Source organism: Staphylococcus sp. 8AQ, from assembly GCF_902506595.1.
Lineage (GTDB): Bacteria > Bacillota > Bacilli > Staphylococcales > Staphylococcaceae > Staphylococcus > Staphylococcus pasteuri.
The window spans coordinates 2150031-2176512 of sequence record NZ_LR733871.1 but is presented as its reverse complement, the minus strand read 5'-3'; the positions used below and the strand labels follow the sequence as shown (position 1 = coordinate 2176512).

At 29.6% G+C, this 26482-nt stretch carries 30 protein-coding genes; 15 read left to right on the top strand and 15 right to left on the bottom strand.

Going from position 1 to position 26482, the window contains the following annotated elements; all coding sequences use genetic code 11:
- Positions 1-11: 11 nt before the first annotated feature.
- From GVY01_RS10745 to GVY01_RS10730, 4 genes are all read right to left on the bottom strand, one after another.
- Positions 12-932, bottom strand: coding sequence for an ABC transporter permease (locus tag GVY01_RS10745; protein WP_017637614.1), 921 nt, complete (start codon positions 930-932; stop codon positions 12-14).
- Positions 929-2095 (bottom strand): ABC transporter permease, encoded by a 1167-nt coding sequence (locus tag GVY01_RS10740; RefSeq protein ID WP_029056237.1) that lies wholly within the window; start codon positions 2093-2095, stop codon positions 929-931. The genes GVY01_RS10745 and GVY01_RS10740 overlap by 4 nt, the downstream gene beginning before the upstream one ends.
- Positions 2096-2241: 146 nt before the next feature.
- Positions 2242-3726, bottom strand: a complete 1485-nt coding sequence (locus GVY01_RS10735; RefSeq protein WP_017637612.1) for a DUF6583 family protein — start codon at positions 3724-3726, stop codon at positions 2242-2244.
- A gap of 102 nt (positions 3727-3828) precedes the next feature.
- Positions 3829-4440, bottom strand: coding sequence for a DUF5067 domain-containing protein (locus GVY01_RS10730; protein ID WP_017637611.1), 612 nt, complete (start codon positions 4438-4440; stop codon positions 3829-3831).
- A gap of 429 nt (positions 4441-4869) precedes the next feature.
- Here GVY01_RS10730 and GVY01_RS10725 point away from each other — a divergent pair, with 429 nt between their 5' ends.
- From GVY01_RS10725 to GVY01_RS10700, 6 genes are all read left to right on the top strand, one after another.
- The gene (locus tag GVY01_RS10725; RefSeq protein ID WP_029056235.1) at positions 4870-5328 is read left to right on the top strand and encodes a DUF1433 domain-containing protein; all 459 of its coding nucleotides are present in this window, start codon (positions 4870-4872) and stop codon (positions 5326-5328) included.
- A gap of 308 nt (positions 5329-5636) precedes the next feature.
- Positions 5637-6011 carry a cystatin-like fold lipoprotein gene (locus tag GVY01_RS10720; RefSeq protein ID WP_029056234.1) on the top strand — a complete coding sequence of 125 codons (375 nt, stop codon included), beginning with the start codon at positions 5637-5639 and terminating at the stop codon, positions 6009-6011.
- A 134-nt stretch (positions 6012-6145) separates the two neighbouring features.
- On the top strand, positions 6146-6733 hold the full coding sequence (locus GVY01_RS10715; protein WP_029056233.1) for a DUF5080 family protein: 588 nt from the start codon (positions 6146-6148) through the stop codon (positions 6731-6733).
- 200 nt (positions 6734-6933) lie between these two features.
- Entirely contained in the window at positions 6934-7602 is a 669-nt protein-coding gene (locus GVY01_RS10710; protein WP_108168316.1) for a DUF5079 family protein, read from the top strand.
- Positions 7603-7674: 72 nt separating this feature from the next.
- On the top strand, positions 7675-8454 hold the full coding sequence (locus GVY01_RS10705; protein WP_108017091.1) for a tandem-type lipoprotein: 780 nt from the start codon (positions 7675-7677) through the stop codon (positions 8452-8454).
- A 198-nt stretch (positions 8455-8652) separates the two neighbouring features.
- Entirely contained in the window at positions 8653-10347 is a 1695-nt protein-coding gene (locus GVY01_RS10700) for an ABC-ATPase domain-containing protein (protein ID WP_017638047.1), read from the top strand.
- A gap of 75 nt (positions 10348-10422) precedes the next feature.
- Here the strand turns inward: GVY01_RS10700 and GVY01_RS10695 are convergent, their stop codons facing one another.
- The 3 genes from GVY01_RS10695 to GVY01_RS10685 all read right to left on the bottom strand — a co-directional run bounded on the left by GVY01_RS10695 (position 10423) and on the right by GVY01_RS10685 (position 11683).
- A complete protein-coding gene (locus GVY01_RS10695; RefSeq protein ID WP_017638046.1) occupies positions 10423-10782 on the bottom strand; it encodes a hypothetical protein in 360 nt (119 codons plus the stop codon).
- Between the two features lie 168 nt (positions 10783-10950).
- Entirely contained in the window at positions 10951-11130 is a 180-nt protein-coding gene (locus GVY01_RS10690; RefSeq protein WP_017638045.1) for a hypothetical protein, read from the bottom strand.
- A 124-nt stretch (positions 11131-11254) separates the two neighbouring features.
- Positions 11255-11683, bottom strand: coding sequence for a DUF1433 domain-containing protein (locus GVY01_RS10685; RefSeq protein ID WP_236549874.1), 429 nt, complete (start codon positions 11681-11683; stop codon positions 11255-11257).
- A gap of 207 nt (positions 11684-11890) precedes the next feature.
- Here GVY01_RS10685 and GVY01_RS10680 point away from each other — a divergent pair, with 207 nt between their 5' ends.
- The 5 genes from GVY01_RS10680 to GVY01_RS10660 all read left to right on the top strand — a co-directional run bounded on the left by GVY01_RS10680 (position 11891) and on the right by GVY01_RS10660 (position 15607).
- A complete protein-coding gene (locus GVY01_RS10680; RefSeq protein ID WP_017637895.1) occupies positions 11891-12142 on the top strand; it encodes a DUF3923 family protein in 252 nt (83 codons plus the stop codon).
- A gap of 124 nt (positions 12143-12266) precedes the next feature.
- On the top strand, positions 12267-12935 hold the full coding sequence (locus GVY01_RS10675; protein WP_017637894.1) for a response regulator transcription factor: 669 nt from the start codon (positions 12267-12269) through the stop codon (positions 12933-12935).
- Between the two features lie 89 nt (positions 12936-13024).
- A complete protein-coding gene (locus tag GVY01_RS10670) occupies positions 13025-13939 on the top strand; it encodes an ABC transporter ATP-binding protein (protein ID WP_159333762.1) in 915 nt (304 codons plus the stop codon).
- Positions 13932-14687, top strand: a complete 756-nt coding sequence (locus tag GVY01_RS10665) for an ABC transporter permease (protein WP_029056227.1) — start codon at positions 13932-13934, stop codon at positions 14685-14687. The genes GVY01_RS10670 and GVY01_RS10665 overlap by 8 nt, the downstream gene beginning before the upstream one ends.
- A gap of 17 nt (positions 14688-14704) precedes the next feature.
- Positions 14705-15607: a sensor histidine kinase gene (locus tag GVY01_RS10660; protein WP_029056226.1), complete on the top strand. Its 903-nt coding sequence runs from the start codon at positions 14705-14707 to the stop codon at positions 15605-15607.
- Here the strand turns inward: GVY01_RS10660 and GVY01_RS10655 are convergent.
- The 3 genes from GVY01_RS10655 to GVY01_RS10645 form a co-directional block, all read right to left on the bottom strand.
- Positions 15591-16004 carry a GNAT family N-acetyltransferase gene (locus GVY01_RS10655; RefSeq protein ID WP_017637310.1) on the bottom strand — a complete coding sequence of 138 codons (414 nt, stop codon included), beginning with the start codon at positions 16002-16004 and terminating at the stop codon, positions 15591-15593. The two genes, GVY01_RS10660 and GVY01_RS10655, sit on opposite strands and share 17 nt — an antisense overlap.
- A gap of 83 nt (positions 16005-16087) precedes the next feature.
- Positions 16088-16750 (bottom strand): ABC transporter ATP-binding protein, encoded by a 663-nt coding sequence (locus GVY01_RS10650; protein ID WP_017637309.1) that lies wholly within the window; start codon positions 16748-16750, stop codon positions 16088-16090.
- Between the two features lie 15 nt (positions 16751-16765).
- A complete protein-coding gene (locus tag GVY01_RS10645) occupies positions 16766-17815 on the bottom strand; it encodes an ABC transporter permease (RefSeq protein WP_017637308.1) in 1050 nt (349 codons plus the stop codon).
- Between the two features lie 201 nt (positions 17816-18016).
- Between GVY01_RS10645 and GVY01_RS10640 the strand changes: the two genes are divergently transcribed.
- Positions 18017-19042, top strand: a complete 1026-nt coding sequence (locus GVY01_RS10640) for an SDR family oxidoreductase (RefSeq protein ID WP_017637307.1) — start codon at positions 18017-18019, stop codon at positions 19040-19042.
- 351 nt (positions 19043-19393) lie between these two features.
- Here GVY01_RS10640 and GVY01_RS10635 read toward each other — a convergent pair whose 3' ends face one another.
- Together GVY01_RS10635 and GVY01_RS10630 are read right to left on the bottom strand one after the other, a co-directional pair.
- Positions 19394-20251: an SDR family oxidoreductase gene (locus GVY01_RS10635; protein ID WP_017637306.1), complete on the bottom strand. Its 858-nt coding sequence runs from the start codon at positions 20249-20251 to the stop codon at positions 19394-19396.
- Between the two features lie 71 nt (positions 20252-20322).
- Positions 20323-21330: a HoxN/HupN/NixA family nickel/cobalt transporter gene (locus GVY01_RS10630; RefSeq protein WP_037536337.1), complete on the bottom strand. Its 1008-nt coding sequence runs from the start codon at positions 21328-21330 to the stop codon at positions 20323-20325.
- Positions 21331-21568: 238 nt separating this feature from the next.
- Here GVY01_RS10630 and GVY01_RS10625 point away from each other — a divergent pair, with 238 nt between their 5' ends.
- Both GVY01_RS10625 and rarD read left to right on the top strand, forming a co-directional pair.
- A complete protein-coding gene (locus GVY01_RS10625; protein WP_017637304.1) occupies positions 21569-21775 on the top strand; it encodes a zinc ribbon domain-containing protein in 207 nt (68 codons plus the stop codon).
- A 154-nt stretch (positions 21776-21929) separates the two neighbouring features.
- Positions 21930-22832, top strand: coding sequence for an EamA family transporter RarD (gene rarD / locus GVY01_RS10620; protein ID WP_017637303.1), 903 nt, complete (start codon positions 21930-21932; stop codon positions 22830-22832).
- 63 nt (positions 22833-22895) lie between these two features.
- On the opposite strand, the gene GVY01_RS10615 is transcribed toward rarD, so the two are convergent.
- A complete protein-coding gene (locus GVY01_RS10615) occupies positions 22896-24314 on the bottom strand; it encodes an anion permease (protein WP_017637302.1) in 1419 nt (472 codons plus the stop codon).
- A gap of 171 nt (positions 24315-24485) precedes the next feature.
- A complete protein-coding gene (locus GVY01_RS10610; protein ID WP_017637301.1) occupies positions 24486-24953 on the bottom strand; it encodes a bacillithiol transferase BstA in 468 nt (155 codons plus the stop codon).
- Between the two features lie 162 nt (positions 24954-25115).
- On the opposite strand from GVY01_RS10610, the gene GVY01_RS10605 reads away from it, so the two are divergent.
- On the top strand, positions 25116-25676 hold the full coding sequence (locus GVY01_RS10605) for a tubby C-terminal domain-like protein (protein ID WP_017637300.1): 561 nt from the start codon (positions 25116-25118) through the stop codon (positions 25674-25676).
- Positions 25677-25734: 58 nt separating this feature from the next.
- On the opposite strand, the gene pcp is transcribed toward GVY01_RS10605, so the two are convergent.
- Positions 25735-26373, bottom strand: a complete 639-nt coding sequence (gene pcp / locus GVY01_RS10600) for a pyroglutamyl-peptidase I (RefSeq protein ID WP_017637299.1) — start codon at positions 26371-26373, stop codon at positions 25735-25737.
- Between the last annotated feature and the right edge of the window lie 109 nt (positions 26374-26482).

The window sequence follows — 26482 nt, the reverse complement described above, 5'->3', positions numbered from 1 at the left end:
TTCACACTCCTTTACAATTGAATCCATAGATAAATGACACTCATAACAATGGCATAGACAATAGCCATAAATATACGATGACTCAGTACATTAATTTTAAATAGTAATAAAGCAATGCCTAATTCGTAAATAACTAATATGATTAATGATTTTAAATAAAAGAATATGCTTAATGGTTGATGAATAACTAAGCTAATGCCAATGAGTATAATTATTAAAATAAAAACATGTGTAACGACATACGTACTATAAAGTTTAAGTTGACTATGATTAGTTAGGAAAAGTCGCTGTAATGGTGCGTTTTGTTTGAGACGCTGATGTAATAAAATTTGAATGGCACTAACCATGATGACACATGCAAATACAACACCAATGGAGATAGATTGATTTGCGTTTTGAGTTATAGAATGCGTTGTTAATTGTGATTTAGGTGTATCTTTATAATATTGATTTTGGATATCTGAGTGAGATTTTGTTTGATTCATATCGTCTAAGTGTTCTTGAATGATATATGGTATCTGTTGTTCATATAAAGAACGACTCACAATTTCGACAGCTATACTACCAATAAAATCATCTCGTCCATACAAAGGGATTGAGGATTTTAAATTATTGTTTTTTAGTTTACTATTGAAATCTTTGGGGATTTGCAGACTTACCATAACTTCTTTTTTCTTAACCAAGTCATCAATATAAAAATCGTCTTTAGATAAATATTGAATTTCTACGTATGGACTTGAATCCATTTGATGAATCAGTTGTTTAGATGCTTTACTGTGACTCATATCTTGGACTGCAATTGGAATTTTAAACGTTTGACTTGCAGATTTGTGAGCGATCCATAATGCACCTAATGCCAGCATAATCGTCAAAATAAATATAAAATAAGCGAACCATTGCTTTTTAATAACGAGTTGGATATACGGTTTCATCGACGATACCTCCAAGCAAGTATGATTAGCAATGCTAAAATTAATACAATTAAACTAAAATAGAACGCTGGATGTGAATCTAAAATATAGTTGTTTAAAGTAATTTCTAGCATTTGATTCGTTACTAAACTAAACGGTTGGCTAATTAAAACATCATTCAATATATGTTGGAAGAAAATAGTAGGAATAGTAATCCCTGAAAATCCAATAATGAGTATGCTTAGACTAACTTTTAGGAGTAAATTCAACCAAGATTTTGATACTAAATCAATAATGATGAGACATAAGACCAAAATCGTGACCAAATATACTAATTGGATGGCTACCGTAGGCCAATTATATGTTCTGAAAGCACTATGCAAAGCAGATTGAATCCAAACAAAACCTATTGCTGACCACAACAAGGTATAAAACCAAGAGATGAATCCACGTACAAGTGTTAACTTTTCAAAAGAAAAATGAAACATTTGTAAACGTTCTTTAAGTGCTGATTCTTGATTCATTTTCAAAACGGTGAAAAGTGATAAACAAAGAACAAATATGGAAAGTAGATAGCCAGTAACAACATAATAACTTCCAGTGTCATAAATATGGATAGATTCATAATCAAAGGAACCAGTACGATTAAGTCCGGTAAACAACATGTCTGTCATAGTCATTAATGTATCTTGGTCTGATGGTTTGTCAGCAAGATGTGAAAAACTTAGTATTCCTCCCATAGATAGCATTAGACGGTCATATACTGAATGGGTGAGTTGATTTATCACTACACTTTTAGTGGATTGTTTGTCATATGTATAAACTGAAATAGGAAGCCTACCATTTTTATAAAAAGCTTTTGTCATACCCTTATCAAAGACAAAATAACCTTGTAATTTTTGTTGTTTTAATAATTGATGTGCTTCATTTTCATTATATTTTTTCAATGATACATTCTTTCCTAAATTGCTACCTTTACCAACAGATCCTAAAATAAGTTGTGTTTCTTTGGATTGATCTTTATCTACAATGCCAATAGTAAACTTAGATTCATTTTTATTGATATGTTGAATAGTAGTTAAAGTGACAATAAGTGCAATTATGATTAATAGTAAATACACAAATAAGTACCACTTTTTTAATAAAAAAGAGTGGTAAATATGAAACAACTTTAATGAATTCAAATAACCACTCCTAATAATAATATAAAGAGGGTAGGACAGCTGTCCCACCCCTTATGCTTGCTGATTTGTCCTTGAATATTTACATGGATAGGGGGCGATTAGCCAACATATTTAAAAATACATTAAATACACAAAAATAATTGAAATTAGTCATCCAATTTTTTTTCTACTTTTTTAAATGTATCCTTACCTTTTTTCTCCATTTCTTTACTTAATTTTTCTTTGTCTTTTTTAGATAATGCGTTGAAGTCTTTTGCACCGTCAGTATTGAACTTAATTTTTTCTTTAAGTTTAGTATTGGCATTAATAATAATATTAATTGGTTCGCCATCTAGCTTGAATTCAACATTTAACTTTTGTTTTTGTTGGTTGTTCTTCGCGTCTGTGTCTAAGTTGTTTTCATAGTCGATATCATAATTATCTGTACCATCATCAATCGTTAATGTACCAGCATCTTTACGTTTTGAGTCATTTTGAGTCTCTTTGTTATCGATATCGAGTGAATAGCGGTCATAATCGATGCTACTAGTTAATGTATATTGATCTTTGTACTTATCATCTTTCTTTTTAGAAGAGCCTTTAATTTCAAATGAATTATCATTTCCTGTTACTTTATAATTCACTTTTAGGTTATCATCAATTTTATTTGTACCTTTGATGTTCATCTTTTTATCATCGGAATCAGTAATTGTGATATCACGTTTGAGAATTTGATGTTTTTCCTGATAGATAGTTGATTTAATTTTAGGGAAATCTTTATCTTGTGCGTCTTTAGCATCTTTCAAAGCATCTTTAATTGATTTGTTGTATTCTTTTTCATTCATATTTGAAAGTCTCAATAACTCTTTATCATCTTTTGCTTTTTTCAAAACTGCTACTGTTATCTTCTTAGCTTTTTCTCTACTAATTGATAAAGTAACTGGTTTGATTTTCTTAGTTTCCCCATCAATTTTCACTTTTTCTTTATCACCTTTTTTGAAATCATCATCATCTAATTTATCAGTGATTAAATCAGTATACCGTTTTGTTACTTTATCGATATCGTCTTGACGAGTATGTAGAACACCAAGTTGATTATTCAAATTGAAGTTTACATTTGAATAACCTTGTTCTTTCAGTTTAGAAGCGTCTGTTCCTTGTATTTCAGCTAAAGTATCAATGATTTCATTATTTTTAACACTATAAACACCTTTGAAGAAAGGTGATTCATAATATTGATTTTTATCATCTGCACTAGCTTGAAACTTACCAATTTCTTCATCAACTAGAGTAGGTGCTATATTGACGATACTCTTTTTAATTTCTGGATCGTGTCCGACAGTACCTTTAATTTTTGAACCATCGACTACGGATTTGGGCAAACCTAAGTCTTCTATGTAATCTTTAGGTGCATCTGCAGTAACTTCAAATTTAGATAAGAAAGAATTATCATTATATTTTTCTTGGAATTTCATTTCATTTTTGAAACGATCATTAATATATGAATCTAAGTTCTTAGCGGTTTTCTTTTCGCTTAATAAATATGAATTTTTTGGTGTATTCGTAATAAAAGCATAAACACCCCAAGCAATTCCTAGTACTAGTAATAGTCCAATTACTATGGGTAAAATGATTTTTAATTTTTTCGACATTGTATATCCTCCCAAAATGTACGTTATCCCAATTAAAAATAGCTATATTTAGCAAAAGTGACCAAATAATTGCGAGCAATTTATTCAGTCACTTTACTGGTATTATTTTAACTTGATTTCTTTTTTAGCAAGGTTATCATTGCTGTAGTCATCTGGATCTTTAACTTGTAATGTCACAGGTGTTTTTGTATCTTTTAATTTATAGAACTTAACAGCTTTAACTTTACCGCCTTTATTAATTTCATCAGTACCGTTTTCACCGTATTTTCTATCTAATTCGCTATCGTAAGCGTCCCCAGTTTTTAATTCTCTCTTAACATCTTTAGAATCTTGATATGCTTCAAAACTCATATCAAATGCTGATGATGCTGTTACATCTTCTTTGTCAGTTTTCTTTTTAACACCATAAACAATAGCAATATTTGGTTTATCATCGTCTGCATATTTGCTTGCATCGACAATTTGAGTGTCTAAAATTTCAACATCAAAGTTTTTACTTGATAATTTATCATCTTTGAAAGAAGAATCAGATTTCTTTTTATCATCTGAAGAAGAATCAACTTTTACAGAATCTGTATCACTTGAATCCTTTTTACTTTCTGATGATTTGTTAGAAGAATCGTTACTTGATGAATCTTTAGAAGAATCATCCTTACCACCACATGCGGCTAATACTAATACTGACGCAAATAGTAACGCTAGTAATTTTTTCATAATTAAACCTCCCAATATTATAAAATAATAGTATGTAATGAAAATATTCACTTATTAATATTAAATGAATAATAAAATAACGAATATTTATGGTAATTAGTATAGCATTTAATTGTTACTAAAGTAATACTTTATTTTAAAAATATTTACGTTAAAATATATTGATAGCCTGAATGAATAAAACTAAAATAATCAGTTATATTTTAAATTATAATTATTTTTATTTTAAATTTAAAAACAGTGTATCTAATAGTATTAAATTCAATTTTGGTTAATGAAATTGAGTCATTGCTTGATAAAGTTTATAGAATAAAAGGATCGTTCATTAAGGGAATCATTTAATGAGATTAATGACTTTAGTTGATTGCTAGAATGGTTTAAAAATTTTGGGAATATCTAATTATGAGGTATTACTTCAGGGGGATAAATATGAAAAGGTTCGCATTAATACTGAGAATATTTGCTATTTTGATTCTCGTTGAAATTATCATTTTTATAGGTGCATTATGTACTCATTTATATTTTCAGCATCAATATATTCAAAAAGAAGAAAAACGGATTGAATTGTTTTTAAAATATAATTTTAAAAATATTAATAGCACAACAGTATATAAGAGCAATAGTGATTCACCGCTAGGAAGTTACAATATTATCGTCCGTATTAATGGAGATAAAAATAAAGAATTAAGCTATGATGCTGAATGTGGTAACTATAATCCAAAATTTAATGGAGAAGATTATATTTTAAACGGTAATCTAAAAAAGAAGAAAGTAAATAGAAATTTAAAATCTGTAAAGGAGATATTAAAAGAAAGAAATACCAATTCTGTTAATGATGCCTTAAGAAAAATACAATCGGAAGGTGAACAAAATGAAAAGAATCACTAAGCGGAAGATATTAATGCTTATTGCTATTCTATCAACAATAATGAGCAGTTTCGTAATACTGATAACTGTATGTAGTATGTTGATTGTTTTTGTTTGGGGATTATTTCCATATTGGACGCCTATTGCATCAGCAATTGTTGTCTTGGGCAGTTTTATATTATCTTTTTCATTAAAATATATTAAACATAAATATCTAAAGTTTTTCATTTCAGTACATATAATAGCGAGTTTTCTATTGTTTTTTGTAAATATAATTTCAATTTGCCTAGTACAATTAATTTAAAAATATGATTTTTAAGGAGAAGATAATGAAAAAAATTATTTTAGGTGTTTTAGTTATATTGATAAGTATATTGAATAGTGGTTGTAGTGATAATCAAGAGGAAAACAAATATCAAAGTAAAATAAATAAAATTATGGAAATTCAGCAAGAAACACATAAAGAAATGGTTAAAAAGGAGGATGAATTTATACCAGAATTTGATAAAGATAAAGTGAATTCCTATGTATATGATGATGGAAAACTTATTATAATAGGTTATAAAGCATTCAAAAATAGTGGTAACCTGTTTTTTATCCCTTATGTGTTTAAAGATGACAAAATTTATTATAAGAAGAACTTCGACGCAGAAACATATGTTAAAGAACATAAAGCTGATTATAAAGATATCAAAGTAAACTGAAGGAGAGGAAAAATGAGAAGAATAGTAGAGAAAAAAGTGTTCAACAATTATCTATCAAATCGATTCATAACATACATGTAGTATATTTACCTAATCAAAGAAGTATATTCGAAAAAGATTAAGGAGCTGGGAACTTGGTATATTTTGTATTAATTGGATTGTTTATTATATTTTATCTAGTTCTATTCGATGCTTTATTGAAGTCTGAAGGAATTTCGATTTTATCAGTGATTCTAGATATTATTATAATTGTAATGTTAATAATAGTTTATATTATCGGAAGGAAATTGTCTGGTAATGATTTGAGCAATTACATAGCATTTACGCTCATTGGATCATATATTTATATGTATTATGCTGTGAAAAATTTTTGGATTAAACCTAAATTAGTGAAATATTTGGTAGGGAAAAAATTACAAGAAGAAGAGGAAGACTTAGAATATCAAAAGCTAGACATACAAACTTCACGAACTAAGTCAAAATATTATGGTGCAGTAGCTATTTTACTTTTGGTATTTACTAAAATTTATATTACTCCAGATTTAAAAGAAGATAGTTTATCAACGGTTTCCATTTTTATACCTATAGGAATTATTATCATTTTAATTTGGCTTATATTAGATTTATATAGAAAGAAACAATTTGGTATTTTCTTTTTTAAATCGTTAATACCTATGGTTGTAACAGTATGGATTTTTGTTTCTATTGTAATATTGATTTGAATTTTAACTATATTAGGTTCGAGTTATTAGATTTAATAAGTACATAGTAGTAATGATTTAGATTTATCAATTGAATGAAAGAGTGCTTTTATAGTCATTAGATAACTGTTCTAATACGCATTATTGAGATAGTAGATTGAACTCAGATTACTAGTAGGGAAAAATGGAAAAATCTATATTAAATTAGGAGAAAGATAATAATGTGTAAAGATAACTTACAAGTTCTAAGTATTAATAACATAAAAAATTCATATTTAATTGGTTTTGCATTAGTTAACTTTATTATCTTTGGGTTTTATTTGTTTATGTATAAAGTTGTAGGAATTGCTGGACATATTCCTACTTATATGAAGGTTTACTTAATGATTTCATTAATATTGTGGTTACTTTTATATTTACAAGAAAAAGGAAAAATTTTCGCGAATTTTAATAGATATAACTATAAATCTAGAATAATTATTTATTTTATCATCAATATATTAGCAGGATATAATGTTCCTTATTTGATGAGTTCTGCATATGTATTTTTTTATTCTGGTAGTAAGGATAGTGTGTTTGAGTACTGGCTATTATTGGGTGCTATTATCTTTATTTCTTTACTAGGTTTGTTTTTATTTTGTTATTCTGAATTTGAGATATTTGGAAATCAACAAAATACATTCTTAAAATTGATAGGTATTTTAATAGTTATAGCTAGTTTAATTGGATTAATTTATGTATCAATAATAGCTCCGGCAGATTCTGAAGAAGGTAGAGTCATTTGGGTAGGGTGTATCTTTTTAATGTGTATACATATATTAGTAGGGAGATCTTTCTTTTATTTAGCTGTTTTAATTAATGACATTAAGGACGAAGGGCTAAAATTATAAGTTTGATTATAGTGACGAATTAATAGTAACTGTTAATAGATAAAAACTATCATTATAGAAAGATGTGAAGAAATGAATATATCAAAAAAATGGTTGTTAGTCATCATTATACCTTTAGCAATTGTCCTCATTATAGTTGGGATTTATTATTCATGGAAACTCAAAAAAGAAAATGAAATCAAAGATAGCTTTGCGAAAACGTTGAACATGTATCCAATCAAAAATTTAGAAGACCTATATGACAAAGAAGGATATCGAGATGAAGAATTTGATAAAGATGATAAAGGTGAATGGATTCTACAATCATCTATGGCAACACAAGGAAAAAATGAAGATTTAATATCAGAGGGTATGCTATTGAAAGTGAATAGAAATAAAAAAGAAACAAAAGGTTATTATTTTATAAATAGGTATAAAAATAATCCTGACAGTTATGAAGATGATGAAAGTGAAAAAACATATCCTGTAGAGCTTAAAAATAATAAAATTCATTTAAGCGAAAAAGTAGATAATAAGAATTTAGAAAGAAAAATAAAAAAATTTAAACTCTTTTCTCAATATGGGAATTTTAAAAACTTATCAAAATTAAAAAATGGAAATATAGAGATTAATCCTGAAGTACCAAATTATTCATTACAATATCATTTAACAAATCGGAACAGTAATGTTAAGAAATTAAGAGATACTTATGATATTCCTACAAATAAAGCACCTAAATTAATATTAAAAGGTTCTGGTGATTTAAGTGGTGAATCTGGTGACGTAAAAACAATTGAGTTTGAATTTATACGCAATCAAAAGGAAACAGTTAAATTTTCAGATAGTATAAGTTATCAACCTACATATAACTAAAAATTAATTAAAGAAATTACTTTGTTATAGTTTATAGCAAAGTGATTTTTAATTTACGTATTAATGTAGTTTGATTAAGGGTCATTTAGTTTAGATTAGCTAAAAATGGCTTTTTATATTGATGATTGAACGTTTAATTGAAAATGCTAAACGGGTAATGTTTACAGATAGATGTCATGTTCTTAAGGAGAATGATTAATGAAACAAGCACAAGAATTAAAAAAGATGTTAATTCAAATAGATGGACAAAAATATGGTGCTTATAAACGTACAAAAGGGATGTATCAATTTGATGACTTTCGATTAGCTATCGACCATGTCCAAGTAGACCCTTTTGCGCCGCCTTCAAAAATGAGACTAATTATAGATAGAAAAGTAGTTGGCATACCCGATTACTTTTTAGATACAAAAGATAAACGTATTGCAGTTGCTGACTTTTTAACTAGAAATGTAGCTCGAAAATTAAAAAGCATATTATCAAAAGCAAAAGGACAACATAAAATCTTTATCGATCGTTGTGGTCAAGAGATGCTTCAACGCACATCTGTAGTTATTAATGATGACGTCATAGAGGTACGTCTAGAGGTAGGTCTACCTGCTACAGGACGTAAAATTTTAGGGAAAGCTGCAGCATCAACAACGACTCAAGTGTTACCACAAGTCGTTGATCAAGCGCTCAAATACCAACATATGGATCAACAAGCTTTAAAACACCAAATTGAATTGAAACTCAATCAAACATATATTAGACAACAACTAGATCAACAAAACTTAATCGCATTTGTCGCTAATGATTCCATATTACCTAGAAAAAATGGCGTATCAGATTGGCCGATGTCTCAAGCTATTGCATTTACCAGTCCAAAATCATGTGAAATAACAATGGAGGTACCATATGGTAAGCCTGTTGTAGGTATGGGAATTCCAAAAGGTATTACTTTAATCGTTGGTGGCGGCTATCATGGTAAATCTACCTTATTACAAGCACTCGAACGAGGTGTTTATGATCATATCAATGGCGATGGTCGTGAGTATGTAATTACAAATAATAGTGCGATGAAAATACGTGCTGAAGACGGTAGAAGTGTAGAAAAAGTGAATATTCGACCATTTATTGATCACTTACCTGGTAAGAAAGATACTAGTCAATTTTCAACTGATAATGCAAGTGGTAGTACATCACAAGCGACCAATGTAATGGAAGCATTAGAAGCACGTACTAAAGTATTATTAATTGATGAAGATACATCGGCAACGAATTTTATGATTCGCGATGGACGTATGCAGAAGTTAATTGCATCTGAGAAAGAACCGATTACCCCATTTTCAAATCGAGTGAAACCTCTGTATGATGATTATGATGTTTCAACAATTTTAATCGTTGGAGGTTCTGGTGATTACTTTGAAGTTGCTGATCAAGTATTAATGATGGATGAATATGTATTGAAAGATGTGACTCAAGAAGCTAAGGAAATTGTTCAAACAGCAGGATATGAACGTGAAGATACTTCTCATAAGACATTTGGTGAAATTCCGTCTCGTATACCTCTTAAAAATAGTTTTAATAAAAAAGGAAAAGATAGTCGACTTAAAGCTAAAGGACAACATGCAGTTATGTATGGAAAAGAAACGATTGATATTAATGGCTTAGAACAATTAGTAGATGATAGTCAGACTAACACACTCGCGATGATGATCGATTATATCCAACAACATGAATTAGATAATAACAAAATAATCAATGATATTGTTGATGATGTGTATCAACTTATTGAACATAAAGGTCTAGAAGCAATATCACATCATCAAGGTCATCCAGGTAATTTAGCATTACCTCGTAAACAAGAACTTATAGGAACATTAAACCGATATCGTGGGTTGAATGTGAAATAATAACAACATGCGCATGTATCAGATTGTACGTTATGTACTATGATAGCATGCGCATTATTTATGTATATCGATTGATTATCTTTTGAATGGTTTATTTTCATTATATTCTTCTTCTGTCATGAGTGAACTTTTTCTTTGAATGCCATAATCTTCGATATAAAACCGTTCACCAAGTTTTAAATAGGGCACAACAATAGCTCTGAATTTTACTCTTTTATAGAGAAGTGAAAAACCAATTTTAAAATACTTTTGACGCTCGAAAAGCCATAAATGATCTATTGAAATGCCATTAATTTGAACATCTTTAAGTAAAATTCGTACATTTCGTTTATATGGTAAATCACGATCTAATTTATTTTTGTATCCAATATATTCAAGCCTACCAGTAACAACCACTGATTTATTCCGAAAAGGTTTCAATTCCTCTCTTCTCACATGACCACCCCTTACTATGTCACTTATTATAAAAATAATATCACAAAATTATTGATTTTATTTATAAAATGAATTGTGAAAAGTAGATTGTAGCAAAAAACTCTTTATGTATATAAAAAAAGAATTGTAGTTAGAAAAAACTACAATTCACAATCCAATATATTAACATCAATTTTCTTCATTTTTAGCTTTTAATTCTCTAATCAAATAATAAATACTAATTAAAGCTATGATAATCATTGGTAGAGAAACAGATATACTAAAACCAGTAAATATGTTCCAGACAATCATAAATAATGCTAATAAAAATACAATAGTACAAGCAATTATCTCTAAATTACGCCACATAATTAAAACCTCACAATCCATTGATTTTTGGATATTTAACGAACGATAAGCATTAAACTTATAATATCATTATGAACTGTGTAGTTAAATATAGAGATTCTCCAAATATTTTCAATCAATCTATTTAAAGAATTAGAGTGCAAAAAACATTGGTGGTTTGGCTTCGTAGTTTTTTTTTATCAAGGTGCTTTTCTTTAATAATTTGATTAGGGAAAATCTTTTTATGTTTATGGTCTTTATATAAAGTATCCAATTCTTTCGAAGAGGTTATTGTATCTTCAAACTGATAATCAGTATCTGAACTCATCATAACTTCAAATTCCAATTTTTTATTGTTATTAACATATCCTCTAATAATATAATCTCCCATTGGATTTTTCTCAGTACCAGTAATTTTAAGTGAATGATATTCTTTTAAATTTTTTTGAAAGAACAATTCAATTCGTTTCTTCTGAGCATCGACATAATGTTGTTTTACATTATGATTATAAATTAAGAAACAACTAACAAGTAAAACTAAAATAATTGTACTCATCGCTAATATTTTCTTCATTTATTCACCTGATTTACTATATAACGTTAATTTTAATATTACCTATTTTATAAAAACAAAAACCTGTTATAACTACAATTTAAATTGAATAGGATTAATAATCATTTTTAGTATATCACTTATATTATTATTGATTTTTGTAAAAATACAATATTTATAATATTATTGTTTATATACAGTATACCTTTTATAAGGAGTGACTATTTAATGAGATTGTCCTGGATACTATGGTGGGTAGTATTAGTATTTGAACTTATTCTTTTTGCGGGTGCATCAGCATTTTTATGTATGAGAGAAATCGATGCCTCTGGAGCAGTTCAAACAGTGCAATTAAAATTAATTAACATAGCTATTTTAGGTGTATTTATGTTACTTCCATTTTTAATTGTACAATTAATTTGGTTGGTTATTAATATTATTTATTCCAAAAAGCAAAAGAAAAATATCAACGAGTATTAAATTAAGGTCTAGGGGAAACTCTAGACTTTTTAATGTTATTATATAGTTGATTTTGAAAAGTAGTTCTTACTAAAAATTTTCAATGATGATGTTTTAATCAAATGACATAGTTAGGAGAAATGATATGAAACATACAGCATTAATAATTGAGGACGATATTGATATAGCTCATATTTTATCTTTAACTCTTACAAAAATGGATATACATACAACGATTAACTATTCTGGTAGTGAGGCATTACAAACAATTCAAAATAAAGACTATGATTTAGTTATTTTAGATTTAATGCTTCCAGAAATGAGCGGCGAAGATTTATTGCCTTCTATTAAAGAAAAAACAAATAGCAAAGTGATTGTAATATCAGCCAAAACAGATGTTGATGAAAAAGTGAAAATGTTAGAGTTAGGCGCAGATGATTATATGACTAAACCTTTTGATGCTAAAGAAGTCTCAGCAAGAGTTTCTGTACAATTAAGGAATTTAGAAAACACTCCTAAAAAAGAAAATTTAAAATGGAAAGATTTAACACTCGATTCATCCAAATATCAAGTATTTTATAAAAATATAGAAATCAACCTTACTAATTCTGAATTTGAAATTTTGAAATTGTTAATGAGTTATCCAGAAAAAGCATTTTCAAAACAACAAATATACGAAGCTATACAAGGGATATATTTAGGAGACGATAATACAATTAATGTACATATATCAAATATTAGAAAGAAAATTTCGCAATATACAAATGATATATATATTCAAACCGTATGGGGAATAGGATTTATGCTCATATAAAATCTTTATGATTTCTTTATATTTTGCTTAAAGGAATTTAAGACATATTTCGTTATATTAATTTTAGAAATAGCGAAGGAGATGAGTGCATGAATCCAGTTATAGAAGTAAATCAACTTTCTAAAAAGTTTAAACATAACTATGGATTATACCCGACTGATTTTAAACTTTATGAGGGAGATATCTGTGCGATTATTGGTAAAAATGGTGCAGGGAAATCGACTTTATTCAAATTATTAGCAAATCAAATACATCCTACAGGTGGGTGTATTAAGCTATTTAACATAGATGGAAATAAAGTTAATAGCCAAGGAAGAAAACGAATAGGATTTATGATTGAAACACCTGACTTTATTCCGAATTTTAATGCATATCAAAATTTACATTATTTCAGTATTCAACGAGGTGTAACGAATAAAGAAAAAATAGAAAATATATTGGCACAAGTAGGTTTAAAGAACGTTACTAAAAAGATAAGACAATATTCATTGGGTATGAAACAAAGACTAGGTATAGCATTAGTGTTGTTAACTGGTCCTGACTTGTTAGTGTTAGATGAACCCATTAATGGATTAGACGCTGAAGGTATTAAAGAATTTCGTGATTTGATTTTAAAATTAAACAAAGAACAAGGGATTACAATATTAATTTCTAGCCATATTCTGAATGAATTACAACAACTTGCCTATAGATTTGTATTTATAGAAGATGGAAAGATTATAGAAGATATTAGTAAAGAACAGTTGCTTAACAAAGGTAAGCAACAACTTATAGTAAAAGTTGATAGTCCTGATGATGCTGTACGAATATTAGAACAGAATATCGATAATATTAAATATAAGGTACTACATAATAAAACAATTGCTATTGATCCCTCTCGTGTAGAAAGTAGTTATATTAATAAATTATTACTTAACAATGATGTTGCAGTTGAAGAGTTTAAGATGGAAACAACAAACTTAGAAGATTATTTCTTAAGCAAAGGGGGAAGTGATAATGATTAATTACATTAAAAGTGAATTATATAGAGTATTCCATAGCAAAGGTATCTATATTTATATCATTGTTTGTAATTTACTTATGCTTTTAGCAGCAGTGATTTTATTTTATTTTGATAAAATTGAACCTACTTTCCCATACGGAAATGCTAAATTTTTCTATGTTAACGTCGTTACAGCTGGTTTGCTTATTATGGTTATTGGTGCCTCTATGAATATGTTAGTAAATAGTAAACAGAACAAAGCATTAAATAAGATTTCAATCTCTTTTGATACTTCTGTTTCATCAATTTATTGGGGAAAGTTCGTTGTTTATATCATTACTTTTCTTATTTTAACGATCATTAGTGCTATAGTAACTGTAATATTAGGGATTGCTTTCTTTGAATATGATCAAACAGCACTAACAAATTATTTGTTGTCTTTAATAAATATGGCACCTGTAGTATTTGGTGGTCTTGCATTGGCGCACGCAATAAATAGTTTTCGTGTTAACTTAGCGATTGTTATTATTATTATAAGTATTTTTTACTATCAATCTTCAATGTTTATAGAATTATTAACTATTGCAAGTGATAAATTCGATGTTATTTATAACAATTCTCCTACAGAACTATTAGACACTAATTTCAAAAACTATGTGAATGAGTCTGTTGAATTGGGTATGCATTATTGGATAATCGGCTTAATACTGGGATTAGTTTTTTTAACAATCGGTTATTTATTTTATAAAAATAAAGAATTTACAGATTAAATTAAGGATGTAAGAAGATGATTATTAATATAATATTGGCTGTAGCGCTTATCATCATCATTTATAAATATATATTGTTAAAGTATGATGTTTCACAGCTCACAAAACAGTTAAAATATTTAAAAAAGCATATCACTTCAAATCAAACTGTACGAACTAATACGCATCATAAAGATTCTGTGAAACTCATAAAAGAAATTAATGAGAGTTTGACATCAATGAGAAATGAAGTGACTACATATAAGCAACATGAATTACTGTTAAATCAAGAAATTACTAATATTTCTCATGATTTAAGAACGCCATTAACTGCCATCAAAGGGTATACTAATTTATTACAAGATACCGATTCACAAGAAGACATTAAGAAGTATTTAAATATAATAAGTAATAAAACTAATAATCTTATTGCCATGATAAATTTATTTCACGAAATGACTAAATTAAATTCTGGTGATTATAGTTTAGATATAAAAGAAATCAATATTAATGAATTATTGAAAGAGCAATTTTTAACTTATTTCAGTCAATTTGAAAGTCAATCTATCGATGTAATATTTAAAGAAAGTCATCCTTATTTCGTAAAGGCAGATAACGTATGTTTAGAAAGAATATCAACTAATTTAATATCAAATATACTTAAATATGGTAAATCGTACGTAAAAATCGAGGTTTATGATGCACAAAATACGATTCAAATAGATATAAGTAATGACACGGATGAGTCTTTCAATATTGGTGAACAAACTAATATTTTCAAAAGATCACACACCCTTGATTTTAGTAGACATAACGGTAGTACAGGATTAGGTTTATATATGGTGAAAAGATTAGTTGAAATACAACAGGGCAATATATCTGCCAATTATCTAAATAATGAATTCACTATCACTATTCAATTGCCTAAATATGAGGCTTGATTTCTGCCATAGCTACAACATTATAATTTGAAACATGGGATAATCCCCGTTTTTTATAAAATGATTTGGTATTTTCTTGATTGTCAGTAAGACAGACTATTTGCATAACATCTTTATAGCGTTTTAATACTTTATCTATCAGGCTAGAACCAATACCTTGATTTTGATATTTAGTTTTAACAAGTAAATCTTGAATCAATACGATTGAAATACCGTCACCAACTAGTCGAATTAATCCTATAAGTTCAGTGTCATCCCACACTGATAACACATATAGTGAATGACTAAAAGCTTGGTTAAGTTTATTTAAATCGTAAGTATAGTTGAACCAACCGGCATCATTGTATAATTTTTGTAATTCTTCAGTAGGGATATGTTTAGAACTGATGTAACGCATTGTAAGCCCTCCTTATCCATATCATCATCCCATATATAAAACCTGTTCTCAACTTCAATTTGTTGGGAACAGGTTTATTTAAATCATTGCTCTTTTAACACGCCGTCTTTCATATGATAAACTTTATCGCAAAATTGTGTGAGACGTTCGTCGTGTGTAACGATGATACATGTTTTGTTTCGTTGTTTTGTTTGGTTTTCTAATATTTTCATGACGGCCATAGCGTTATCTGTATCGAGTGAAGCGGTTGGCTCATCAGCTAAAATGAGTGATGGGTCTGTAAATATCGCTTTAGCTATAGCAACACGTTGTTTTTGTCCACCTGATATTTCGCTCGGCAATTGATTTTCTATTTCAACTAATCCCAATTGTTCCAACAATGTTTGGTATTCTTCTTTATTAAGTGTGTCTCTTTTATATTTTTTTAATAACTGAAATTGCTGCTTTACCGTTAAAAAAGGTACTAAATTAGTCGATTGTAAAATAAATCCAATTTCTTTAATTCTGATTCGTGATAATGCTTTTTGCTTTAATTTAGTAATATTGTCACCGTTAATCCATATCTCACCAGATGTTGGTGTTTGTAACGCGCCAGCCATAGTTAAAAATGTACTCTTACCAGAACCAGATGGCCCAACAATTGCGATTAATTCACCTTGGTTAAATTTCAAATCAGTCGGTTTAACTGCTTCAATAATATGATTACCATCTTTGAAGGACTTTGTAACGCCTTTGAACTCTAACATAGCACACACTCCTTTCTATCCAATTGCTTTTAGTGGGTCGATTTTTCTAATAGATAATACTGAAAATAGACTTCCTAATAATGAAATAATGATAAGTACTAAGCCAAAAATTAATAACGTACCCATATTAAATTGTATAGGAACAGCATCTGGTAAAATAGTACTCGTTAATAGTGTGAGTACGAGTCCAATTGCAGTACCAATGAGTGATAATATAAATGTTTGAGCAAGCACCATCTTTGCCAAATATCCATTCGTAAACCCTTGTGCTTTTAATACGCCAAATAACTGCGTTTTTTGAAGCGTCATAACATATAAAAAGACGCCAATCACAGTTGCTGAAATCACAAATAAGAAAGAAATCATAAAATTAAGTGTCATATTTTGAGCTTTATAACCCGGTAGATTTTCAATAAATTGATCAATTGAAACCCCTTCAAGTTCACTATCTAACTTATGATTTTTCCAATTTTTATCTTTAACTACAACGGCATTTGTTTGATTTTTAGATAAAGCTGGATTAATCTTTTCTATAGTTTTGTTGTTGGAAAAAATAACAGGAGATGCATTATATTTCGCACTTTCTGAGACACCAACAACTTTTAATTTTTCATCTGATTGGGATAATGACAATGTATCACCAATTTTAAAACCTTTATCTTTAAGCGTTTGATCTATGATTACCTCATTTGTTTTATTAACTTTATTACCATCAACTAATTTGGGTATTAAAAATGAATCTGAAGTAACACCAAAGAGTAAAGCATTTTCTTCTTTATTATCATTTGAAACAATAACGCCTTGTTGTTTTAATGGTGTTGCTTCATTAAATTCATTACTTATTTTAGAACAATCAAATACTGATTGTTCAACAGTTTGATTAGCATCTTTGTTCAAAATAATGGCATTTGCATGCCACTTTTCAATGCCTTCTGTATTCATCTTAATTAAACCGTTAGCTAAGCCAGATAGTAAGAATAATAAATAACTTATGAGTACTAGAATCCCGATAATTAAGCTGAATTTGAGTTTATTTCTTTTAATTTCATTCCAAGCTAAGAACATACATACTTAACCTCCTTTTAAACATTAGTTCCATCACCTTTATTTCTTAAAGATACCATTTTTTAGAATGAAGTATAAGTTTAGATGATGAGAAAAAATAAAAATATTGATATTTAGGTATTTAACATATAATTAGTTAGTTGATAGATTTTTAAACTGTTATACTAAAATCTCAAATGGATAACCTGAGGAGGTTAAATTATGAATGATAAAGTATTAGTAACAGGCGGTACTGGATTTTTAGGTATGCGTATCATTTCTGAATTATTAAAAGACGGCTATGAAGTACGTACAACTGTACGTAAATTAGATAAAAAACAACAAGTAATCAAAACATTGCAAAATAACCATATCAATACTGATAAATTAGAATTTGCTGAAGCAGATCTTTCTAAAGATGAACATTGGAATGAAGTAATGCGCGGATGTAAATACGTATTAAGTGTTGCTTCTCCAGTATTTTTCGAAATTCCTGAAGATGAAAGTGAAGTCATTCGACCAGCGATAGAAGGTATTCAACGTATCTTAAGAGCTGCTGAAAAGGAAAATGTCAAAAAAGTAGTTATGACTTCTAACTTTGGTGCAGTAGGATTCAGTAATAAAGATAAATCAACTATTACAACTGAAGAAAATTGGACAAATCAAGATGAACCAGGTCTTTCTGCTTATGAAAAATCAAAACTATTAGCTGAAAAAGCAGCTTGGGATTTTGTTAATAATAAAGACAACAAAATTGAATTTGCGACAATTAATCCAGTTGCTGTGTTAGGAAAATCATTGGATTCTCATGTATCTGGTAGCTTTGATATGATTAAAAACATTATGAATGGATCAATGAAACGTGTGCCAAATGTGCCTTTAAATGTAGTTGATGTCAGAGATGTTGCTCGTTTACACGTTCTAGCAATGAAATCAGATGATGCTAATGGTAAACGATTTATTGCTTCTGCAGATGGTCAAATTACCTTAGCAGAAATAGCTAAATTAGTGAAAAATAAACGTCCTGAACTTTCAGAAAAGGTATCAACTAAAACTTTACCTAACTTTGCAATTAATATTGGTGCTTATTTCAATAAAGAAGCTAAAGAGGGTAAATTACTATTAAATATGAATAGAAATATAAGTAATGAACAAGCAAAATCTATTCTTGGTTGGCGTCCGATTGGTTCACAAGAAGATGCAGTACTAGAAGCTGTAGATAGCATGGCAAAATATAACTTATTTTAATTAAGACGAAGAAAAAGAGTAACCGAAAGATAAAGTTCTTAGACAAGTGAAAAAAGATAATTTCTATTGAAGTAATATAGAAATTATCCTTTTCATTATTTTTTAGTATTTTAATATAAAATTATGTACAAATACGTAGTATTTATGGCAAGACTCCTGAGGGAACAGTACTAGTTGAAGACCTTAGAAATTCTCACAGATTTATCTGTGTAGCATTTCTGGCTGAAACTGTACCCTAGGAATGCGAAGCCATACAATACGAAGTATTGGATATAAAGAAAGCACTAAGATGATTAAAATAAATTATCTTAGTGCTATTATTTTGGATATATGTCCTAGCCTCTCTGTTTTTTATTTCCCAAGTAATTTAACAACACGTTGTTGTTGTTCTTTACCATCTGGATCGACTTTTGTTTTTAATTGAGTAAATGTTTCTGACCATTCTGAAGTACGTGTACGAATAGGTGGCTCATTCATTTCTAATGTTTTAAGGATAACTTCTGCAACCTCTTCAGATGTTTGAGAAGATCCTGTTCCGTAATTTTCCTTCAAACCACCTAAATATTTATCAAGAATTGGTTTGTATTCGTCGTCTTTAAGACCACCCGTAGACTGAAGTTGTGACATCACATTATTCGTGAACTCTGATTGAATGCCACCAGGTTCAATAACGGTAAACTTAATATTAAATTTAGGTTGAACATAACTCGCCATAGATTCAGTGTATCCTTCTACACCAAACTTCGTTGCACAGTATATTTCATTAAACGGTTGCCCAACTAAACCACCTACAGAAGAAATGTTAATAATACGACCATCTCTTTGACTTCTCATAGTAGGTAATACTGCTTTAGTCATACGAATAACACCCATTAAATTTAAATTCACTTGCCACATAATTTCTTCATCAGTAGCGAGTTCAGTTGTTTTGACAAAACCTGCACCTGCATTATTTACAAGAATATCAATGCGACCTTCAGTTTCAACAATATCATTCACAACTCGATTAATATTGTCTACATTAGTGACATCTAAATGTTTAGTATATATATCTAAGTTTAATTCTTGTGCTTTGTTAATTAAATCCTCTTGCTTTTCAAGATTACGCATTGTTGCATATACTTTATAACCATTTTTAGCTAATAAAATAGATGTTTCAAATCCTAATCCAGTTGATGCGCCAGTAATTAATGCTACTTTTTGATTCATGAATAAATACCCCAAGTTTCTATTTTTTAATTGAACTTAGTTTACTTTGTTATTGATAGAATCGCAAAGATTTAAGACCAACGTTGTTCAACTTTACCAAATTTCCAAATCAATGTAGAAATTAACCATGTGATTAAGAATAATGCGACTAAAATATAGCCTAAATAATCAAATTGTATAGATTCAATAAATGACCAGAAGCCTCCAGATAATTTAAATTTGTCAGCCATTATTTGTAATAATTCGATTAAACCAATGATTAAGGCAGCAATTACTGAAATAGTCGTAATCGTAATATTGTAATAAATTTTACGAATAGGATTGAAAAATGCCCAATTATACGCTGATTTCATAACGACACCGTCTAATGTGTCTAATAAACTCATTCCTGCTGCAAATAAAATCGGTAATGACAAAATACCAATAAATGAAATAGCTTGTTGAGAAGCACCTGATGATAGAGCAAGTAATGCAATCTCACTAGCAGTATCAAAGCCTAAACCAAATAAAAATCCTAATGGTAATACATGCCAACTTCGACTAATGACTTTAAAATAAGGACCAACAAATCTTGTAATAAATCCTCGAGATTCTAATAAATCATTGATTTCTTCGTCATTAACTCCTTTTTGTTTTCGCAATTTCATAAACAGTTGAACTAAAGACACTAGAATTATAAGGTTTAATACGCCAATTAAAACTAGGAAAAATCCTGATACTAAAGTACCAATTGTGCCACCAATCTCTTGGAAATGTGGTAGCTCGCTTTTAGCCCATTTTACGGAAATACCTAGTAAAACTGCCATTAAAAATACAACAGTTGAATGTCCAATTGAGAAGTAAAATCCAACACCTACTGAATCACGTTTCTGTTGAATTAACTTTCTAACTGTATTATCAATTGCTGCAATGTGATCAGCATCAAATGCATGACGCAAACCTAATGTATATGCCAATATTCCCATGCCAAATAAAATATGGTGGTCTTTACCAGCAAACCACAAAAAGCTAAACCCAATGATATGAAGTGCAATAACAATACTTATGTATGGCAACCAACTTAATGATTGTCGATTCATGAATTTCAAAATAATACCCTCTTTCCAATAAATATGCTAATTAATCATACTCTGATTCTTGATAACCGAAAAGAAAAATTAATTCGTATAACAAAACTGTTATGGAGAAAATACATATAATTTATTAATTTTTTAAATATCGTGCATATTAAATGATATCTATGACTATACGTTTAGCTAACTATTGAGTTAGGTATTGTAATATTGATAAACATTTTAAATAAAGGAGAGATGAGAAATGGCTGAACAAAATGGTTGTGTTAAATGTGGTCATACTGAAGTAGAAGAAGGGACACTCTCTGCGACAGGCTCAGGTCTATCTAAAGTATTTGATTTACAGCATAATAATTTTAAAACGATTACTTGTAAAAACTGTGGTTACACTGAATTTTATAAAGACACTAAAAATAATAAAATGGATATCGTTGATTTATTCTTTGGTTAAATTTAAAGTACAGGGTAAATTTAATATGATATTTGAGTAGCGTGTATGATATTCATACACGCTGCTTTTTAATATAAACAAACTATTGTTTTTTCTAGGTGATTATTAGTAGACTGATATTATTACTATTTAAAAGAGTGAAGGGAGGACTTTGATGAGTAACGAATATAAAAAAGGGATATTTTTCGCGTTAGGCGCATATGTATTATGGGGAATTTTACCGATTTATTGGGAATTGATTGATCAAATCGGTGCGTTTGAAATTTTAGCTTTTAGAATTATCTTTTCTGCAATATTCATGGTTTTAATTTTGATTGTAGGAAAGCATCAAAGACAGTCCTTTATGAGAGATGTGAATCAGTTAGTATCACATCCGATACAACTTTTAGCAATTATTGTTGCTGGCTATGTTATTACAGTTAACTGGGGTACATTTATATGGGCAGTTACAAACGGCCACGTATTACAGTCTAGTTTAGGCTATTACATTAATCCGTTAGTGAGTATTTTATTAGCATTGATTTTCTTAAAAGAGAGATTCAATAAATTTGAATGGCTAGCCATTTTATTCGCATTTATCGGCGTACTTTATATGACATTGAAAGTTGGAGAATTTCCAGTTGTTTCACTCATGTTAGCATTCTCATTTGGTATTTATGGACTACTTAAAAAGGTTGTTCATATCGATGCGATTAGTAGTATTGCGGTAGAGTGTATTGTTACTGCACCTGCAGGACTAATTTATGTAGGTTATTTATGGCAACAACATCAATTAACGTTTGGTATGAATATGTCTTCATTCTGGTTACTGTTTTCAGGTGCCATTACAGCAATCCCTTTAATTTTATTTTCTGCGGGAGCTAAACGTATCCCATTATCTTTAACAGGATTTATACAATATGTTGGACCAACGATTATGTTTGTTCTAGGCATATTCTTGTTTAATGAACCATTTGATGTTCATCAACTCATTACATTTGTCTTTATATGGATAGGTATTATTTTATATAGTATCTCTCAATATTTAAAAATGAAAAGAAGACCAATTAATAAATAAAAAGTCATCACCTTAACACTATTTCGAGTGAGTAAGGTGATGACTTTTCTTTATTTTAAAGGATTAAAATATACCTAAAACTTTCATCCATAATGAACCTAAACCAATCCATATAATGAAGTAAACAAAGCCTAATACGATGTTCATTGTCCACCAACGTTTTTGTGTAATGTAACCAGAACCGAAAAGAATTGGTGCAGGACCACTACTATAATGTGTTGTTGAAGCCATTAAGTTACCGAAGAAACCAAGAATCAATGCACTGAATAATGGTGGTGCTCCGGCTGCTACGGCAACACCTAATAATGCTGCATACATTGCACTCACATGTGCAGTTGAACTTGCGAATAAATAATGTGAGTAGAAGAAGAACAGTATTAATAACACAATAACAATTGGCCAACTTAAGCCATGTAAACTTTGAGCAATTACTTTACTTAACCATGGGATGAATCCAAGTTGGTTTAATTGATCAGCCATTAATACAAGTACTGAGAACCAAACCAATGTATTCCATGCCCCTGTTTCATTTAATACATCTTTCCAAGTTAAGACACCTGTAAGTAAAAGTAAGCCTAAAGCAATAAATGCTGTTAATGTAGCATCTAAATTAATAAAACTTCCTATCATCCATAACACTAATGCAATGACAAAGATAGCTGCCATAAATTTTTCAGCAAGAGAAACTGAACCCATTTTTGCTAGTTCGTTTTCTGCCCAATTTTTAGCATTTGGTGTTTCTTTGACTGTAGGTGGGTACATTTTATAAATAATAAATGGCACTACAATGAGTGAAACTAATCCAGGAACAAGTGCTGCTAAAAACCAATTCATCCATGTTATATGTACATGAGCAGTTTTTTCAGCTAAGTTTTGTGCAAGAGGATTCCCAGCCATTGCGGTTAAGAACATTGCAGCAGTAATCAGATTTCCTTGGAATTCAGTGAAAATCAGGAAAGCACCCATTTTTCTTTCTGTGCCATCTTTTGGTGTTGAGCCAAATGATTCTGAAAGGGATTTAATAATAGGGAACATGATGCCACCAGCACGAGCAGTATTACTTGGAGTTGCCGGAGCTAATATTAAATCAACACCTACAAGTGAATATGCTAGACCAAGCGTCTTTTTACCAAATAATTTTACGAATTGTAGTGCAATTCGACGACCTAACCCAGTTTTGACAAAACCTCTAGAAATGAAGAAAGCCATCGCAATCAGCCATATACTCGTATTCCCAAAGCCTTGCACAGCCGTCTTAATATCGACTACGCCAACTAATACAGTTAATGTAAAACCAATGATTGATACTGCACCAATTGGCATAGGTTGAGTGATACATGCGATAATCGTAGCGACAAATATCGCAAACATATACCAAGCTTGTGTATCTAATGAGTCAGGCTTAAGAGGGGTTAAAGCCCAAATCAGTAAACCAACAACAATTGGTAAAATGAATTTTTTATATTTTACTGAGTTTTCCACAATAAGTGTCCTTCTTTCTGTAGAGAATTCATATGTACAACATCAGAATAATCCTAAAATAAAAGTTTGTACATAGCTTTCAAATATTTAATTGAGAAAAATTATCAGTAAGCTTTTAACAAGATAAAACGGATTCCACTTCAAAGTGTAATCCGTTAAAATGAAACAGAATTATTGATGTTTTAATACACGTGCCATTTCTTCCATTTTACCAGCATGAAGTGGAATATGGATGGCATTTAACATTAATAAACCTTCAACAGTTGAGAAACCAGCAATCGGTTGATCTAGTTCTATAGATAATTGTTCATCTGTTAATTTTCTTGCACGTTCAGGAATTGTTTTAATATCATTTAAGATACTTTCTATATCAGGAACGTCACCGTCAATGTTGGACCAATCTGCAGGTTTAGAACCTGGCGCAAATAGTTTTCTATAAAGATCTAAATCTACGACATTTTGGTCACCTTTAGATAAAGCATTTTCGAAAACAGTTAATACATGACCCAATTGCCAATGTAAATTATTAGGGAATACGTCGCTATCTTTATCTAATACGTCTTCAATTTTCCAATCTTCGTACATATTTAATAAATAATGAACTCCTGTATCTATAACATCATATACTGTGTTAGTCATATTAGTTATTCTCCTTTGTATAAAAATTATACTTATCATTCCAGTAATGTTTACCCGTAATTAATAAGTTGTATGCATTAGAAGCTTGTACAGTTGTAGGATATTTATAGTAAGATGATATTAAGAAAAGTAGCTAAAATAGAATTATAAGGTGGTAACTTGATGTATAAGTATAAAAAAAGGAATCCTTTTTCAACCAAAGCATCTGTTGTATATGATGAAACTAATCAAGACATAGCTTATATTCGAAAAGTTTATAATAATCCAATACAAAGGTTAATCAGTATTTTAACGTTGTCGTTACGTTTTAGAAAATATGAAGTTCGTAATCATGAGGGTAATGTGATAATTAAAGCAAATGCTAAATCCATGCTAGATAGTAAGCATTTTGCATTGGATTACTATCACGATAATACGCAACAAAAAGTATTGTTTGATAAAAAGAGTAGTGGAAGTAAAGATACGTATGGCATTATTAAACTCAATGATAGGATATTGAATATTTATGCCGATGAAAATCAAAATGCATATATTAAAGATGCGAAATTAGATACAGATATTGCAAGTTGGAAGCAAGTAGGAGACTATGCAGAAGTTCGAGCGGGAAAAGATTCATTTTTCCAAGAACATACTTTATTATGTATTGCTATGCTTCATATTTTTGCTGATAATCATGTTAGACGTCAAAAAGCATGGTCATTGTTAGGACCACCTACAATATAAAATAGCAAAACCGGAAATGAATGTGCTTTTCATTTCCGGTTTTTTCTTATATGTGACACTAATGTGTTTCGCCTAAAGCTATTTTTAAATCAGGTGAATGGTCGATGGATTTAATAGCAGCGGTTAATCCTTGGACAATTGTATTTAAAGACATGGAAGGTGTGCCGGGTTTGTTAGTAACCTGCTCTGGTAAATAAGGGACATGGATAAATCCAAATAATAAATTAGGGTATTGTGTCGCATTTAAATATCCTAATTGATACAAGATATGATTACATACAAATGTTCCTGCAGTATTCGAAAGTTTAGCGGGAACTCCATTATTTTTTATACTTTCTGTCATACGCTTAACAGGTAAATTTGAGAAGTAAGCGGCAGCTCCATTTTTTCGTATAGGTATATCTATAGGTTGGTTCCCATCGTTATCTGCAATTCGCGCATCATCAATATTAATTCCAATACGTTCAGGTGTGATTTCTGCGCGTCCTCCAGCTTGCCCAATAGCAACGACAGCATCATAGTGCTCTGAGTTTAATTTTTGCTCAATGACCTCAATAGCTTTATGAAATACAGTAGGAATCTCTATTTTAGTGATGTCATGCTTCCCGATTTGAGAAGATAATTGTTTGACAGCCTCCCAAGAAGGATTCATTTCATTACCCTCAAACGGATCAAATCCAGTGACCAATATTTTCATAAAAATATCCCATCCAATCGACGTAGTTATTTTAATAAATCATAACATGAGTTAGCTATATTTTAAGCTAAACAAAATTTGTATAAAATTAAAGCGGCACATTGATATG